Raw genomic sequence first — 14814 nt, forward strand, 5'->3', positions numbered from 1 at the left:
TGCGTGAGGTGAAGCGCGCCATCCGCGATCGCGGCCAGCTCATCGGTGGCGTCAGCCGCCCGCTGATGTGGGTGCTGATCATGGGCATCGGCCTCAACCCATATTTTCGGGGTGAGGTCTTCGGCGAAGTGCGCTTTGCCGTACCCTATACCTATATCCAGTTCATCTTCCCGGCCATCGTCGTCCTCAACATCATGTACACCTCGGTGCAGTCGGCGGTGTCGGTGATCTGGGACCGCGAATTCGGCTTCCTGCGCGAAGTGCTGGTGTCGCCGCTGCCGCGCTGGGCTGCACTTTTGGGCAAGATCCTAGGCGGTACCACCATCGCCGTCTTCCATGGCTGCCTAGTCCTGGCCTTGGCGCCCTTCGCCGACGTGGTCATCACGTGGGACCGGTTGCTGCTCGGCCTGCTGTTCATGTTCCTTCTCGCCTTCGGGCTCACCTCCTTTGGCGTCATCATCGCTTCGCGCATCCGCAGCTTCGAAGGCTTCGGCGTTTTCTCCAACGCGGTCATCCTGCCGCTCTATTTCTTGTCCAGTTCCGTGTTCCCGCTCGATCCAGCCCTAACGCGCGCCCAAACGCTGGTTGTCTATCCCGAATGGCTGGTGACGCTGGTCGAGTGGAACCCGATCACCTATGCGGTCGACGCCTTGCGGGGACCTTCATTCGCTTCAACCAGTTCGATCCCGCGATCGGGCCGATCCTGCTTTCGGCCATGGCGGTTGGGTTCTTCATCTGGGCGTTGCTCGATTTCCGGAAGGCATGACATGGCCGGCCCTCGCATAAGCACGCGTCCGAAATGGGTTGGCGACCTCGGCACGCTCGGCGTCATCGGCCTCCTGTTCGGCGCCATCTACCTCCTGCCACCGGACAATTCGTACGAAGCCATCCGCGAAACGGGGCGCATTACCGCCTGCATGCCCACGCTCTATCCTCCGCTCGTCACCGCGGATCCGGCCGAGCCGGGTTTCGATGTGGAATTGCTGGGGCAGCTGGCGCAAAGGCTCGACCTCCGCCTCAACATCCTGCCCAACGCCGCCATGGCCAAAGACTTCAACCCGCGCAGCTGGCGCGTGACGCGCGCCCAGTGCCAGGTGCTCGCTGGCGGCATCGCGCTGACGACGCCGGTGCTCTCCTATCTTGATGCCACGGCGCCCTATCTATCCACCGGCTGGGCTGTCGTTTCGCCCGAGCCTCTGACCAGCCTCGACGGCAAGACCGTCGGTTTCTATGCCGGCCTCAGCGGGCTCGATCGCGTGGCGCTGAGCCGCAGCCTGCGGCAGATGGGTCTGCGCCCGCGCATCGTCAACAGTGCCGAAGCGCTTCAAGCGGGACTGGCCGATGGGACGCTCGATGCCGGCATCAGCGAAGCCCTGGTGGCGCGCCAGATTGCTGGCGCCAATGACTGGTCAGTAAGCTGGGCGCCGGGCACCGAGGAGCGCTATCCCCTTGGCATCGGTCTCTGGAAAGGCGACCTGACCCTCAAGCGCCGATTGACCGCTGCGCTCGACCAGCTGGAGGCCGATGGCACCGTCGACCGGCTCAAGGATAAGTACGATATTGCCGACATCGAGACGGTGATCGGCGGCGGTGCGGCGCCGGAGCTCGAATAGGCTCACGTGCTGGCGATGGCCCGCACCAGCGAACCCGTCACGGCCCGCACCACGGTGCCGCGATCGATCACCGCGAGCACGACCACGACCAATGCGATGATCGTCGTCTTTGGCTGCACCGCCTCATAAAGCTTCGGCGCTGCCGCTTGCAGCAGATAGCCGCCGGCAAAGGGTGGCAGCGGAATGAGGTTCATCACCGCAAAGACGACGCTCATCTCGGCAAAGCTGCGCAGGCCAAGATTGATGACGTTGGAGTAGGACGGCTGCAAATTAACGACCGCAAGACCGCGCAACTGCAGCAGCAGCACGAAGACGATCACCGGCACGACGAGGCTCAGCAGAACCGCGCCGGCAAGCGCCACACGGCCTTGGCGGAGCTGAGCCGGGTCGAGGTCCAGCTGCCGGATCCAGCCACCGAGGGTTAAGACCGCAACCACGATGCCCAGCGGAGCGGCATGCACTAGAGGGTTGGGCGACAATCGCCCCTCATAGCGCGGGCCGCGATCTCCGAGGGCGGTGACGGCCCCCACCAGCACCAGCGCATGCACAAGGCCCACGAGAAGAAGACCTATGATGCGGATGATGATGATCTGAAGCGGAAGCTCGAAGCTCAATTCGGCACGCTGTCCGGACCGAGATTGAAGCTTTCCGCCAGATCCTGAAGCGTCCCATCCGCGATCAGTTCGCCAATGGCGTCGCCCAGGATCGAGTTGAGATAGGTGTTGTTGGAACGCGTCGCGAGACCGATCTCGGTCTTCCGATCGGCAAAGGGCAGGGGGAGGATGTGGTAGCCGGCGGCCTCCGGAGCCCCGTCCGTCGCATAGTAGAGAGCCGGTGCCCAGATCACGGCCGCGCCGATCTCGCCGCTCTCCATCTGCTCGAGCAGGCGCTGGTTGTGGTAGAGCGTCGACCGCTTCCAGCGCTGGTCGGCAGGAAGCGTCGCGATATAGGCCTGCAGCCGGTTGTCCGAAACCGACATGCTGCGCGTGCCGATCCGCTGGTCCTTGGGCAGATCATCGATGGTCGCGATGTCGGGAAGCTTGGTCACCAGCAAATTGCCGGTCGAGAGATATGGCCGGGTCAGCAACAGCCAGTCCGGCACCGATGTCGCGAGCACATAGCCCATGATCACGTCGCACTGCTCTGCCAAGAGGATGAATATGGCCTCTTCGAGGAAGGGCAGCCGGTAATCGAGCGGATTGGTAGGAATGCGCGGATTGTCCATGGTGATGAGCTTGGGCTCGACCAGGAGCACCGAGCCGATGACCTGCGCCAGTTCCTGCTCGAACTCGGCCATCATCCCCTGCGGATTGTAGCAAAAGGAAATGCTGTTGCCGTCCTGGCGCAGGCGGTCGGTGTAAAGGTCGCGCGGCACCACATCGGTCAAGGGCTGCGCCGCAACCGATCCGGCGATCAGCGGCACGGCGAGAGCAAGCAGGCGGAGAAGGTTTTTCACGCGCGACATCCGTATGTTGGGCAAAGACAAGGCCCGGCAAAGAGGTTCTTTGCCGGGCCTCGTTTTCTCATTGCTGCAGCTTAGTTGCTGGCAACTTCTTCAGCTTCCGGCAGCGCGAACACATAGACCGCGTTGCTACCCGAGGCGGTGTCGGCCGTGGTGCCCGAGGCTTCCATGAAGAGGCTTGCATAGCCAGGACCACCAGCTGGGATCGCGATGAACTGGCGGCCGTCGACTTCATAGGAAATCGGGTGACCGGTCGCACGCGAGGGCAGGGTGGTGGACCAGACGACTTCGCCCGTGTCCTGGTCGATGGCCTTGAACTTGCGATCGGAACCGCCGACGAAGATCAGGCCACCAGCGGTGGAAACGATCGGGGCGTAGACCGGAGTAATGTCGGTCCAGCTCCAGACGGTCTTGCCGGTTTCGACGTTGATGGCGTCGATACGGCCCGCATTGGTCACGCCTTCCGGAAGCTCATATTCGAGCTCGGTATTGTAGACGTCGAGGCCGGTCGGCTCCTGGTCCAGCACGGAAACATTGGCGCACATATTGGTCAGCGGAACGAACATGACCTTGGTTTCGGGATTGAACGCGGTCGGCGGCCAGTCACGACCACCGAGATAGGTCGGGCACATGAAAGTGGGGGTATCGACTTCGGTGGGGATCGCCGCTTCGTTGATGGTGACGAGACCTGTTTCGTCGACATTGTCGATGAGGTTTTCCGAGACCGTGTCACGAGCATAGATGAACTCGCCGGTTTCGGCATCGAATTGCCACATCACGCCGGTCTTGCAGGGCACGCCGGTGAGAACGCGCTTTTCGCCCGGCTCGGCGGTACCGAGGGCCAGAAGGCCTTCCATGTCCTCGGCGGGTGCCGAGTTGATGTCGACCGGGATCATTTCATAGGTGCATTCCTGGTCCCAGTTGTCGCGTGGCAGAACCTGGTGGCGCCACACGATTTCGCCGGTCTTCGGCTTCACCGCGAAACGGGTGTTGGAGCCATAAAGCGTACCGCCAACGGTGTTGCGCTGGAATTCGGCAGCCGGACCGGCACCGGTCGAGCCGTAGAACACGAGGTCGGTGACCGGATCATAGGTCATCTGGCCCCAGGCGCCGGTCATCCAGCGCTGGTCTTCGGTGGAGTCGCCCCAGGTGTCGTCGCCTTCTTCACCCGCCTTGGGGATGAAAGTGTTGCGCCAGAGTTCTTCGCCCGTGGCAGCATCGTGACCGGTCACGTAGCAGCCAAATTCCGAATACTGGCAGGTGGAACCGGCAACCACGACACCGTCAGCCACGATCGGGCCAGTGGTGTTGGAAATGAGGTCCGAACCGCCGCCGCGATCGCTTTCCCAGGCGACCTGGCCGGTCTTGGCATCGAGGGCAACGATGAAGTTGTCCCAGGACACCATGTAGATCTTGTCTTCATAAAGCGCGATGCCGCGCTTGTTTTCGCCCAGCGAGTTCAGCGTTTCGCGATCGGGAAGGGTACGGCGGTATTCCCACACCAGCTGGCCGGTGGCCGCGTCGATGGCCTGCACCACGTCGCCCGGGGAAGCGATAAACATCACGCCGCCGAATTCCAGCGGCGCGGACTGCAGGTTGCCCGGCTCGAGTGCACGGCCCCAAACCAGCGACAGCTGCTTGACGTTATCCTTGTTGATCTGGTCGAGCGGGCTATAGCGATAGTTCATGACATCGCGGCCATAGGACGGCCAATCGCCATCTGCCGGGTTCGCCAGGATCTCGTCCGTGACCATTTCCATTGCATTGATATCGACCTGCGCCTGCGCAGCCGAGCTCAGGCTGAGCATCGCAACCGATGCCAGCAGAACAGAAAGTGTGGCTTTCATTCTCTTCCCTTTTTTAGACAGGGCGCCCGAGTAATTTCGGGCGTCATTCTTAGTTGGTAGGCACGTCTGAAGACATCAGTCCTTGGGTTTGCGGACGATGTAGATATTTCCCAGCTGCTCCTCGTTCCAGACAAGCTCGCTATCGCCCGGTTCAGCGCCATGCATTTCCATGATGTAGGCGACGATGTTGACGTAGTCCTGCTCGGAACCGACCCTGCCGGCAGCGCCGGGGGCATGTTGGTGTGGGCAAAGGTCCAGAAGTCGAGAAGCGACGTTTCTTCCCACTTCTTGTTGAGGTTTGCGCCGGTGACGCCCGGACCGCCGGGCGAACCGCGGCCGGTCTTGCCATGGCAACCCTGGCAATACTGGGTATAGAGCTTGCCGCCGGCTTCCGCCTGCTCGGCCGTAAAGACACCGTCCCAGATCGTGCGCTCGGAGGTGTCGATATCACCGCCGGTGACCTGCTCCCCCGCTTCCACTTCGGGAAGATCGGTCAGGTCCGGTGCTTCGACAGCGCCGCCCGCATGCTGGGCATGGACCGGCAGGGCGACAGCCAGCATCGCTGCAACTGTTGCTGCAGCTAGAATGGATTTTTTCAAAATGAGTTTCCTCTGTAGTCCAATGTCGTCTTGCGGCGCTGACTTGAAATCTTGGTTTCGCCGCTTTTCTTTGCAGCCTAAGACCGTGCGACCCTCTGCCGCAAGAGGGTGTGTGCACTTTCTCGAAAATTTTGGTGTGGCATAGTGCTTTAGTCGTAAGAGGGGCGTCTAGGGCGATTAGCAGATTTGCTGGCGAGGGCAAAAATATAGTGGCCCGTTACTATTGCGGTGCCATGTGCAGGATCGGTGCGGCAATCTTCCATTCAAGTTTTTGGCGCGTGATCGTTTGCTGCTAATTGTACTACAAGACTGCCAGCGCGGCGCGGGCGCTGCACGCAGCTGATTTAAAAAGTCTTGGGCCTTGTGCGGCGCGAAAAAACTGCCGCGATCCCATACTAGTCTTGGAAATCGGATGGGCAGCCGATCAGGGCCGGAAGACCTCGACCTGCGCTGAACTGTCGCCGCCGGGCTGGGGGAGCCGAGCAGCGTGAAGATTCGGTCTTCATAGGCCGCGGCGCCGAAGCCGTGCCGTGCGGTCGGGAGCGGCGCATGCTGCTGCCAAGTGTCGTTCGCCAGAATATAGGCCTCGACGGCGTCAAAGACCTCGGTCCGGCTTTCGCCACCGATCACGAACATGGCGCCGTCCAGCACCGCCGATGCGGTGCCGCTGCGGGCGGTGGGCATGTCCTCCCCGCTCGACCAGCTGTTGCTTTGCGGATCGAACACCTCGGTTGCGGCGAGGTTGAACGCTGGATCGCCATTGACCCTGCCGCCGGCGGCAATCAGCTGCCCGTGGATGACGCCGACCGCAAGGTGGTCGCGCGGGGTGGGGATCGGGGCGGCTATGGACCAGCTGTCGCTCGCCGGATCGTAGACTTCGTGCGCGGTGCTATTGACGAGCTCGACGTCGCTGCCGCTCACCACGTGGATTTTTCCGCCAATCGTGGCTGCAGCGCCAGCGGCACGCGGTGTCGGCATCGGAGCGCGCGGCGTCCAGGTATTGCTTTGCGGGTCATAGGCCCAGACTTCGCCGGTAACGTCCCAGCCATTCACATAGCCGCCAAAGACGTAGATCAATCCGCCTTGCGCAGCGGCAGCGGCGTGGTGCACCGGGTAGGGGAACGGGGCGGCGATGGCCCAGCTTTCCGTGGCCATGTCGAAGATCATGAGGTCGGTTTCGCCATTGAAATCGCCGACGACATAGGCCTTGCCGTCCATGCTGGCGACCGCCACTTCCGAGCGTTCGGCCGGCGCATCGCTGAGCCCCGCCCAGGCGCCCACTTCATGCGCCAAAGCCGGCAGTGTCAAAGTGCCAAGCAGGAGCGAAACGAAAACAGCGTTACGGCAAAAGCCCGGCACGGTCATGTTTCACTCCCCAAAAATCAGCCGCCGAACACCTTGAAATGCTTCGAAAGCTTGAGTGTCTGCGCCTGATAATTGGAGCCGAAAGCGGTGCCATAAAGGCGGTCCGGTGCTTCGGCGAGCTTTTCAAAGATCAGCCGCCCGATGATCTGGCCATGACCGAGGAGGAAGGGCACTTCGCGGCTGCGCACTTCGAGCACGGCCCGGCTGCCGAAGCCGCCCGCAGCGGAGTGGCCAAAACCCGGGTCGAAGAACCCGGCATAATGAACGCGGAATTCCCCTACGAGCGGGTCGAAAGGCACCATCTCAGCGGCATGGCTCGGCGGCACATGCACGGCCTCGAGGCTCACGAGAATATAGAATTCATCCGGATCAAGGATCAGCTCGCTGCGGCCACGGGAATAAAGCGGTTCCCAGAAGTCGAGAACGTCGAACGCGTCCTTTTTGTCCACGTCGACCACTGCGGTGTGGCGCTTGGAGCGGAAGCCGACAAGGCCGTCGCGGCCCTGGCCGAGCAGGTCGATCGAAAGCGCCACGCCATGATCCACCGGCTGCTCGCCGCCGATCACCAGCGTATCCGATTGATGCAGCGCCTGGTGCTCTGCAACACTCAAGCGGCTGTCTCCTGACCGGAACCGCATCTGGCTCAGCGCGAGCCGCTGCGCACCAGGACCGGAAAAGTGCGCGGGCTGATTTCGAGATAAAGCGGCCCCTTATAGCCCGCCGGCAACTGATCGAAGCCACGCGCCCGATCGCCGATGACGCGGGTAAAGACATCCAGCCGCCCAGTCGAACTCTTGGGATTGGCCGAAGCGCTGACATCGAGGGGAAGGTCGAGCCTTTCTTCGAGAGGTACGAGGTAGACGCAACCGCGCTCCAGCACCGCCCCCTGCGTCAGGTCGATCTCGTGCAGTTTAAGCGCCTCGATGCGCTCGGCGACGGAATGCGATGGTCCCGGCAAAAGCTCGAGCGCACGCGATAGGCCGTGTTACCCAGTCGCAGGTCGAGGCTCGCCGGCTGCACTTGGTCGGCATCGAAGGGCCGCGCCGTGATCGCGCCCTCGGCCCGCAGCTTTTCGATCAACCGCGCCGGAAAGACGCCCTTGGGCCAAGTCTTGGTCATCAAAAACGTCCCACCCCGCGCTTGGCTATCCCTAGCAACCCCTGCAATTGACGCCAACCGCCAATTGCCCTTACATCACAGCCCAGTGGCGATTTGGCCGGTCGCTTGCAGCCACTTAAAAGATTTCGCTAAAGACCGTAACCGGCCGCCATTCGCGTGCCGGTTTTTTGTTGGAAGAGCCCGATGTCCAAGAACGACAATCCCCTGCGCGATCCCAAGACGCTGTCGCCGGCAACCCAGCTCGTCCATGGCGGCGGCAAGCGCACCGATTTCAACGAAACCAGCGAAGCGCTGTTTCTGAATTCGGGCTATTCCTATCCAAGCTCCGAACATGCCGAACTGCTGTTTCAGGGCAAGATCCCCGGCGGCCACAACTATTCCCGCTTTGCCAATCCCACCGTCGACATGTTTCAGGACCGCATGGCGCTGCTTGAAGGCGCCGAAGCGGCCCGCGCCTTTGCCTCGGGCATGGCCGCTGTCACCAATGCGGTGATGAGCCAGGTCCGCGCCGGTGATCATATCGTTGCCGCGCAGGCGCGCTCTTTGGCGGCTGCCGCTATGTGGTGGAAGATTATGCCCCGCGTTTTGGCGTCCAGTCGACACTGGTCGACGGTCGCGATCCGCAAAACTTCGCCCGCGCCATGCAGCCCAATACCAAGGTCGTCTTCATCGAGACGCCGACCAATCCGACGCTCGAACTCGTCGATATCCAGGCCGTCGCCGACATCGCCCACGCGCATGGCGCCAAGCTCATCGTCGACAACGTGTTTTCGACAGCGCTTTACCAAAAGCCGCTCCAGCTCGGCGCCGATCTCGTCACCTATTCGGCCACCAAGCATATCGACGGCCAGGGCCGGGTGCTCGGCGGCATTGTCTTGGGATCCAAGGCCCTGATCGAAGGCGACGTCCACACTTTCCTGCGCCAGACCGGCGCCACGCTTTCCGCCTTCAACGCCTGGGTGCTGCTCAAGGGTCTCGAGACCTATGCGCTGCGCGTCGAGCGCATGACCGACAGTGCCGAAAAAGTCGCGGCCGCGATCGCCGACCACCCCAAGGTCAACCGGGTCATCTATCCGCATCACCAGAGCCACCCGCAATACGAACTCGCCAAGCGGCAGATGACACGCGGCTCGACGCTCATGGCCATCGACGTCAAGGGCGGCCAGGACGGCGCCTTCGCGCTTTCGGATAACCTCGCCGTGGTTCTGATCTCCAACAACCTGGGCGACAGTAAATCGCTGATCACCCATCCGCGCACGACCACCCATGCCCGGTTGACCGAAGACGTGCGGCTGGAAATCGGCGTCACGCCTGGACTGGTGCGGCTCTCGGTCGGGCTCGAGGATCCGGACGATCTGATTGCCGACCTGATGTTCGGGTTGGATAAGGTTTGAGGGCGATGCGGAAAGACCCCCACCCCGCCTCCTCCGAAAGACGGGGAGGAGCATGATCGTGCCTTGGGTTAGATACCGTCCAGAACGCGATGCAGCTCCTCCCCCTCCTTCAGGGGAGGTTGGGTGGGGGTGGGCCGCGCATTGGCTTTCGCGCTTCTCGCCTTCGCCACCCCCGCATTTGCCCAGCTCCTGCCGCAACATGCCGACCCGGACGCACGCGAGATCCTGCCGGCCAATCAGGTCCCGGCCATCCGTTTCCTGACCACGCCGGATTTTCCGCCCTTCAACTTTCGCGATAGCAATGGCGAGCTGATCGGCTTCAACATCGATCTCGCCCGACGGATTTGCGCCGAAGTCGACGTGGCCTGCACCATCCAGGCCTGGCCCTGGGACCAGGCCGCCAATGCTTTGGCCGATAGCCAAGGCGATGCGCTGGTCGCTGGCCTTGCCATGACGCCGGAAAACGGCGAGCGCTTTGATTTCTCCTCGGTTTATCTGGCCCTGCCGGGACGCTTCGTCACAGCGGCTGATGCTATCGAGGGCTTCTCGCTGCCCGGCTTGGCCGACAAGCGTGTGGCCGTCCGCACTGGTAGTGCCCATGCCCAGTTCATGACCCGCTACCTGCCCGAGGTCGAACAGGTGGGCTTCGACAGCGAGCTCGATGCCCTCGAAGCGCTCAAGACCGGCAGCGTCGACGCTTATTTCGGCGACGCCATGCGCGCCGCCTTCTGGCTCAACGACAATCTCAACTGCTGTGGTTTTGCCGGCGACGCCTATTTTCGCCCGAACCTGTTCGGCGAAGGCCTGACCATCACTGTGCCGGCGGGCAATGACCCCATCCGCCACGCCATTGACTGGGCGCTTGTGCGCCTTGAGGAAAACGGCGCGCTGGACGAGCTCTACCTGCGCTGGTTTCCGGTGGGGTTTTACTAAGGCACCCGCGAGACTTTCAAAGACCTCATCCTGAGCCTGTCGAAGGACGAGGTCGGGCACTCGGTGGCTGCGACCTCGTGGTTCGACAGGCTCACCATGAGGTCTAAGAGGCGACCGGCAGCTTCCGATGTCGTGCCCGCGCTGCCACTTCGATTGCCGCGGTGGTCAAGCGATCGAGCGTCAGCTTGTCGCGCAGCAGTTCGAGGAAGCGTAGCTCTTCCTGCTCGAGATAAAGGTCCACCGCCGTGACCTCGACCGCCACGGCATAGGCGGTGTCCTGCAGCTTGACCGGCAGGGCGTCGATGGCAGCATCCACTACCGCATCGAGCCCAATCTGGTTGAGCCGGTCGGCACAGGCATTGGCGACATCTTCGAGCCGCTTGCGATCGAAACCCTCGAACACCGGCAAGCGGTCGACCAATGCCGAAATCCGCACCAGTTCCTTTTCCGTGATGGCACTGTCGGACGTGGCGGCGACGATCATCAGGTCGATGAGGGCGTCGTGGGCAGCAGTGCTCATGGGTTTCGGTCTCGATTGTTGAACTGGCGAGAAAGTTAGGAAGCCACGCCGCGGCACGCAACCCACCTGCGACATTGACGCCGTAGGCGTTCCCGTGCACATGACGCTTTCCGTCCTCTCTCTGCCCGTCCCGAAAGGCCTAGTGCCCGTGTCGCCTGCCGCTTTGCCCCCGCTTGATCCTTCGTTTTTGAGCCCGCGCAGTCTGCCCGCGCCTGGCCCTTCGAAGAAGCGCGCAAGATCGTAAAACGGCTCGAAAAGTCCGGCAAGGGCGAAGCGCTGTTCGAAACTGGCTACGGCCCCTCGGGCCTGCCGCATATCGGCACTTTCGGCGAAGTGGCGCGCACCACCATGGTGCGCACGGCTTTTCGTCTCCTGACCCGCGACCAGATCCCGACGCGGCTTTTGTGCTTTTCCGACGATCTCGACGGCATGCGCAAGATCCCGGAAACCGTTCCCTCCAAGGAGGCGATGGAGCCGCATCTGCAAAAGCCGCTGACCGCGGTGCCGGACCCGTGGACCAACGAGTATCCAAGCTTTGGCGATCACAACAACGCCATGCTGCGCCGCTTCCTCGACACCTTCGGCTTCGACTACGAATTCGCCAGCGCCACTGAATATTACCGGTCCGGCAAGTTCGACACCGTGCTGCGGCTCGCGGCCGAGCGCTATGACGACATCATGGCCGTGATGCTGCCGACCCTGGGGGCCGAACGGCAGGCGACCTATTCGCCCTTCCTGCCCATCTCCCCCTTTCCGGCCGCGTCCTCTATGTGCCGATGAAGGAAGTCGACGCCAAGAACGGCACCGTGACCTTTGCCGACGAAGATGGCCGCGACACCACCGTGCCGGTCACCGGTGGCCATGTGAAGCTGCAGTGGAAGCCGGACTTCGGCATGCGCTGGGCCGCGCTCGGCGTCGATTTCGAAATGTTCGGCAAGGATCACCAGACCAACCAGACGATCTACGACCGCATCTGCGCCATCCTCGGTGGCACCCCGCCCGAGCATTACGTCTACGAGTTGTTCCTCGACAGCGAAGGCCAGAAGATCTCGAAGTCCAAAGGCAATGGCCTCACCATCGACGAATGGCTGACCTACGCGCCGACCGAGAGCCTGGGCCTTTACATGTTCCAGAAGCCGCGCGTCGCCAAGCGCCTCCACTTCGACGTCATCCCCCGCGCCGTCGACGAATATGCCAGCTTCGTTGCCGCCTATGAGCGCCAGGACGCTGCTGCACGCCTCGAAAACCCGGCCTTCCATGTCCATTACGGCAATGTGCCCAAGATCGACATGCCGGTCACCTTCGCGCTGCTGCTCAACCTCGCGACGGCGTCCAACCCGGAAACGCCCGAAGTCATGTGGGGCTATATTTCGGCCTATGCGCCCGGCGTTTCGGCCAAGACCCACCCGCATCTTGATGCGCTGGTCGGCTATGCCATGCGCTACTTCCGCGATTTCGTGAAGAAGACCTATCGCGCGCCCGACGATGTCGAGCGCCGGGCGCTGGAAGCGCTTTCGGCCAGCTTTGCGGAACTGCCGGCCGACGCGAGCAACGAAGACATCCAGAACGCTGCGCTCGATGTCGCGCGCACCTTCGAGCGCTATCAGGACCACACCAAGAAGAGCCCGACGGGCGGCCCGGGCGTGTCCGGCGACTTCTTCCAGATGCTCTATCAGGTGCTGATCGGCCAGGAACGCGGCCCACGCTTTGGCTCTTTCGCCTCGCTTTATGGTATCGACAACACGCGCCGGCTGATTGCCGACGCCTTGGCCGGCAAGATGGTGTCGGCCTGATCGAGGAAGCCGGGGCCGACTGCTCCGGTTTTGGTTTTCCCAATGTGGCCGGGCCTTGGCGCCCTTGAGGACTTGTCGTGCTTGAAGGAAGTCTTGGTGCGACGCTCTTGAGCCACGGCGAGTGGTTTCGCAAGCGTCCGGCGATCGCCTATGCCACCGCCATCATGGCCTTCGCCATCGCCCTTGCGGTGCGCTTTGCCCTTAATGGCGTGCTGCCCGCGGGCTTTCCCTACCTGACCTTTTTCCCCGCCGTTCTCCTCACCGCCTTCTTCTGCGGCACGGGGCCTGGCATCGTGGTTGCAATCCTCTCGATCCTCTCTGCCTGGTATTGGTTCATTCCACCCGCCGGCACCTTCGCGCTCGATAGCCAGAGCGCCATTGCGGTGCTCTTTTCGTTGCCATTCTCACCGCCGATATCCTCATCATCCATGTGATGAACACCGCGCTTCGCCGCCTCGTCGCCGAACAACAGCGCACTGCGGCGCTGCTTGACCAGCAGAAGGCGCTGTTCGAGGAACTCCAGCACCGCACCGCCAACAACATGTCGTTTATCGGCGCGCTGCTGTCGATGCACAAACGCCGGGTGCGCGGCACGCCCGACGCCGTTTCGGCCTTCGAGGACGCATCGACGCGCCTCGACTCCATGGCGCGCATCCATCGCCGGCTCTATGACCCGACCAATATCGATCTTGCGATCGACGCCTATCTCGGCGACCTGCTGCGCGACGTCTTCCAGAGCGCCGGCAGCCCGGGGTCGAGACCGTTGTCGAAAGCAGCATTGCGCGTCTCGACGTCAATCGGCTGATCACCCTCTCGCTGATCCTCAGCGAACTGGCCACCAACGCCGTCAAGCATGCCTTTCCTGGCGGCAACGGGCGCTTCGTCGTCAGTGTCGAGCAGGTGGGGTCGGACTATGTCCTGACCACCACCGATACCGGACCGGGCTTCCCCGAAGGTTTTGATCCGGCGGGCAGCGACCGCCTCGGCTTCCGCGTGCTTTCGAGCTTTGCGCGAACCCTCGACGGCACGCTGAGCTTCAACAACAAGGACGGCGCCGTGACGACGCTGACCTTCCCGGCCGCTGACCCGCGCGCCGCCAAAACCGCGGCCTGAGGTCAGCCGAACCGTTGCGCCAGCAGCCGCGCTTCCTCCGGCATGTCATGGGCGATCTTGCGATAGATCCGGCCGTCCGGCGTGCGGCGCAGGAGATCAAGGTCGCAGAGGTCGCGCCGCAACAGCGCAAAGTCCTCATAGTCGTGCCAGCCGCGCAACATGGCGCTGACTTCGCTTTCGCTCATCTGCACATCGTCGGGCAATTGCGACCAGATCACCCAAAGCACCAGAACCTGCTCGCTGCGCTTGGACGGCCAGCGCTGCAGCCGTCCCTTGGCGTTAAAGCATCGCGCCACCCGCTCCAGCTGTTTGGCAGCAGGGCCCGCGCTCATTGGCTGGCCCAGATGATCCGCGCCATCCATTCCACATCGGCGACATCGATCAGCCGCGGCTCATAGGCCGGGTTGATGGAGCGCAATTCGATCTGCTTGGCCGATTGGCGATGGAGGATCTTGGCCATCACCTCGCCATCGCGCGTCTTGACCACGACGCGGTCGCCGCGCCGCACCTGCTCGGTGGGGGAAACGACGATCCGGTCCCCTTCGCGATAAAGCGGCTCCATGCTGTCGCCGGTAATTTCGAGCGCATAAATGCCGTTGTCCTCGGGCGAAGGCAGGGCCACTTCGTCCCAGCCCTGGCCGACCGGAAAACCGGCACTGTCGAAGAACCCGCCGGCACCTGCCTGCGCCAGGCCCAGAAGCGGCACCGTCGCCGTGCGCCAACTTTCGCCAAAGCCGCCATGGGCCTGGATATAGGCGCCGGTCCCCTCGATGAAGCTATCGAAGCTTTCGCCCGTTGCTTCCAAAATCTTGGAAATGCTTTCGGTCGAGGGCCAACGCTCGCGTCCATCCTTGCTGACGCGCTTGGAAACGTTGAACGCGGTCGGATCGAGCCCCGCCAGTTTTGCAAGCGCCGACACCGACACGCCCTGACGTCGGGCGATGCCGTCAATACCGTCCCAGATGGCGCGATGCGAAAGCATGGATCTCACCAGAAAGGAAATCAGTCATAGTTAAGGAAAATCGTCCTAATCTATCCACCCTATCCCCGCTTGTA

At 62.5% G+C, this 14814-nt stretch carries 13 protein-coding genes, 3 pseudogenes and 1 riboswitch; of the genes and pseudogenes, 7 read left to right on the forward strand and 9 right to left on the reverse strand.

From position 1 onward, the window contains the following. Window positions 1-8 precede the first annotated feature (8 nt). Window positions 9-1613, forward strand: a complete 1605-nt coding sequence (locus tag G5575_RS20095) for an ABC transporter permease (RefSeq protein WP_328765861.1) — start codon at window positions 9-11, stop codon at window positions 1611-1613. Window positions 1614-1615: 2 nt separating this feature from the next. Here the strand turns inward: G5575_RS20095 and G5575_RS05555 are convergent, their stop codons facing one another. From G5575_RS05555 to G5575_RS05580, 6 genes and pseudogenes are all read right to left on the reverse strand, one after another. Next, entirely contained in the window at window positions 1616-2227 is a 612-nt protein-coding gene (locus tag G5575_RS05555) for a zinc metalloprotease (RefSeq protein WP_164533421.1), read from the reverse strand. Further along, window positions 2224-3069 carry a substrate-binding periplasmic protein gene (locus G5575_RS21545; RefSeq protein ID WP_164533422.1) on the reverse strand — a complete coding sequence of 282 codons (846 nt, stop codon included), beginning with the start codon at window positions 3067-3069 and terminating at the stop codon, window positions 2224-2226. Before G5575_RS21545 ends, G5575_RS05555 begins: the two co-directional genes overlap by 4 nt. Before the next feature lie 80 nt (window positions 3070-3149). Then, window positions 3150-4922: a pyrroloquinoline quinone-dependent dehydrogenase gene (locus tag G5575_RS05565; protein ID WP_164533423.1), complete on the reverse strand. Its 1773-nt coding sequence runs from the start codon at window positions 4920-4922 to the stop codon at window positions 3150-3152. Next, entirely contained in the window at window positions 4919-5521 is a 603-nt protein-coding gene (locus G5575_RS05570) for a c-type cytochrome (protein WP_164533424.1), read from the reverse strand. The genes G5575_RS05565 and G5575_RS05570 overlap by 4 nt, the downstream gene beginning before the upstream one ends. 177 nt (window positions 5522-5698) lie before the next feature. Then, window positions 5699-6886, reverse strand: a complete 1188-nt coding sequence (locus G5575_RS05575) for a Kelch repeat-containing protein (protein WP_235935611.1) — start codon at window positions 6884-6886, stop codon at window positions 5699-5701. 17 nt (window positions 6887-6903) lie between these two features. Then, a pseudogene (locus G5575_RS05580) lies at window positions 6904-8005 on the reverse strand (2'-deoxycytidine 5'-triphosphate deaminase). Window positions 8006-8080: 75 nt separating this feature from the next. Further along, window positions 8081-8156: riboswitch (SAM riboswitch) on the forward strand. 32 nt (window positions 8157-8188) lie between these two features. Here G5575_RS05580 and metZ point away from each other — a divergent pair. Both metZ and G5575_RS05590 read left to right on the forward strand, forming a co-directional pair. Continuing rightward, window positions 8189-9399 (forward strand): annotated as a pseudogene (gene metZ / locus G5575_RS05585) (O-succinylhomoserine sulfhydrylase). Between the two features lie 141 nt (window positions 9400-9540). After that, complete coding sequence (locus G5575_RS05590; RefSeq protein ID WP_164533425.1) at window positions 9541-10332, forward strand: transporter substrate-binding domain-containing protein; 792 nt, start codon at window positions 9541-9543, stop codon at window positions 10330-10332. A gap of 103 nt (window positions 10333-10435) precedes the next feature. Here G5575_RS05590 and G5575_RS05595 read toward each other — a convergent pair whose 3' ends face one another. Beyond that, the gene (locus G5575_RS05595) at window positions 10436-10852 is read right to left on the reverse strand and encodes a tellurite resistance TerB family protein (RefSeq protein WP_164533426.1); all 417 of its coding nucleotides are present in this window, start codon (window positions 10850-10852) and stop codon (window positions 10436-10438) included. Between the two features lie 195 nt (window positions 10853-11047). Here G5575_RS05595 and G5575_RS05600 point away from each other — a divergent pair. The 4 genes and pseudogenes from G5575_RS05600 to G5575_RS05615 form a co-directional block, all read left to right on the forward strand. Next, window positions 11048-12645, forward strand: a pseudogene (locus tag G5575_RS05600) (lysine--tRNA ligase); the annotation flags it as partial. Between the two features lie 77 nt (window positions 12646-12722). Next, window positions 12723-13079 carry a DUF4118 domain-containing protein gene (locus tag G5575_RS05605; protein WP_164533427.1) on the forward strand — a complete coding sequence of 119 codons (357 nt, stop codon included), beginning with the start codon at window positions 12723-12725 and terminating at the stop codon, window positions 13077-13079. Continuing rightward, window positions 13079-13450, forward strand: a complete 372-nt coding sequence (locus G5575_RS05610; protein WP_164533428.1) for a histidine kinase dimerization/phosphoacceptor domain -containing protein — start codon at window positions 13079-13081, stop codon at window positions 13448-13450. Before G5575_RS05605 ends, G5575_RS05610 begins: the two co-directional genes overlap by 1 nt. A 14-nt stretch (window positions 13451-13464) precedes the next feature. Continuing rightward, window positions 13465-13758 carry a sensor histidine kinase gene (locus tag G5575_RS05615; protein ID WP_328765909.1) on the forward strand — a complete coding sequence of 98 codons (294 nt, stop codon included), beginning with the start codon at window positions 13465-13467 and terminating at the stop codon, window positions 13756-13758. A gap of 2 nt (window positions 13759-13760) precedes the next feature. Here G5575_RS05615 and G5575_RS05620 read toward each other — a convergent pair whose 3' ends face one another. Both G5575_RS05620 and G5575_RS05625 read right to left on the reverse strand, forming a co-directional pair. After that, a complete protein-coding gene (locus G5575_RS05620; RefSeq protein ID WP_164533429.1) occupies window positions 13761-14090 on the reverse strand; it encodes a DUF2087 domain-containing protein in 330 nt (109 codons plus the stop codon). After that, entirely contained in the window at window positions 14087-14740 is a 654-nt protein-coding gene (locus G5575_RS05625; RefSeq protein WP_164533430.1) for a S24 family peptidase, read from the reverse strand. Before G5575_RS05625 ends, G5575_RS05620 begins: the two co-directional genes overlap by 4 nt. Window positions 14741-14814: the final 74 nt, after the last annotated feature.

Origin of the sequence: Devosia aurantiaca (assembly GCF_011058215.1) — a bacterium.
Taxonomy (GTDB): Bacteria; Pseudomonadota; Alphaproteobacteria; order Rhizobiales; family Devosiaceae; genus Devosia; species Devosia aurantiaca.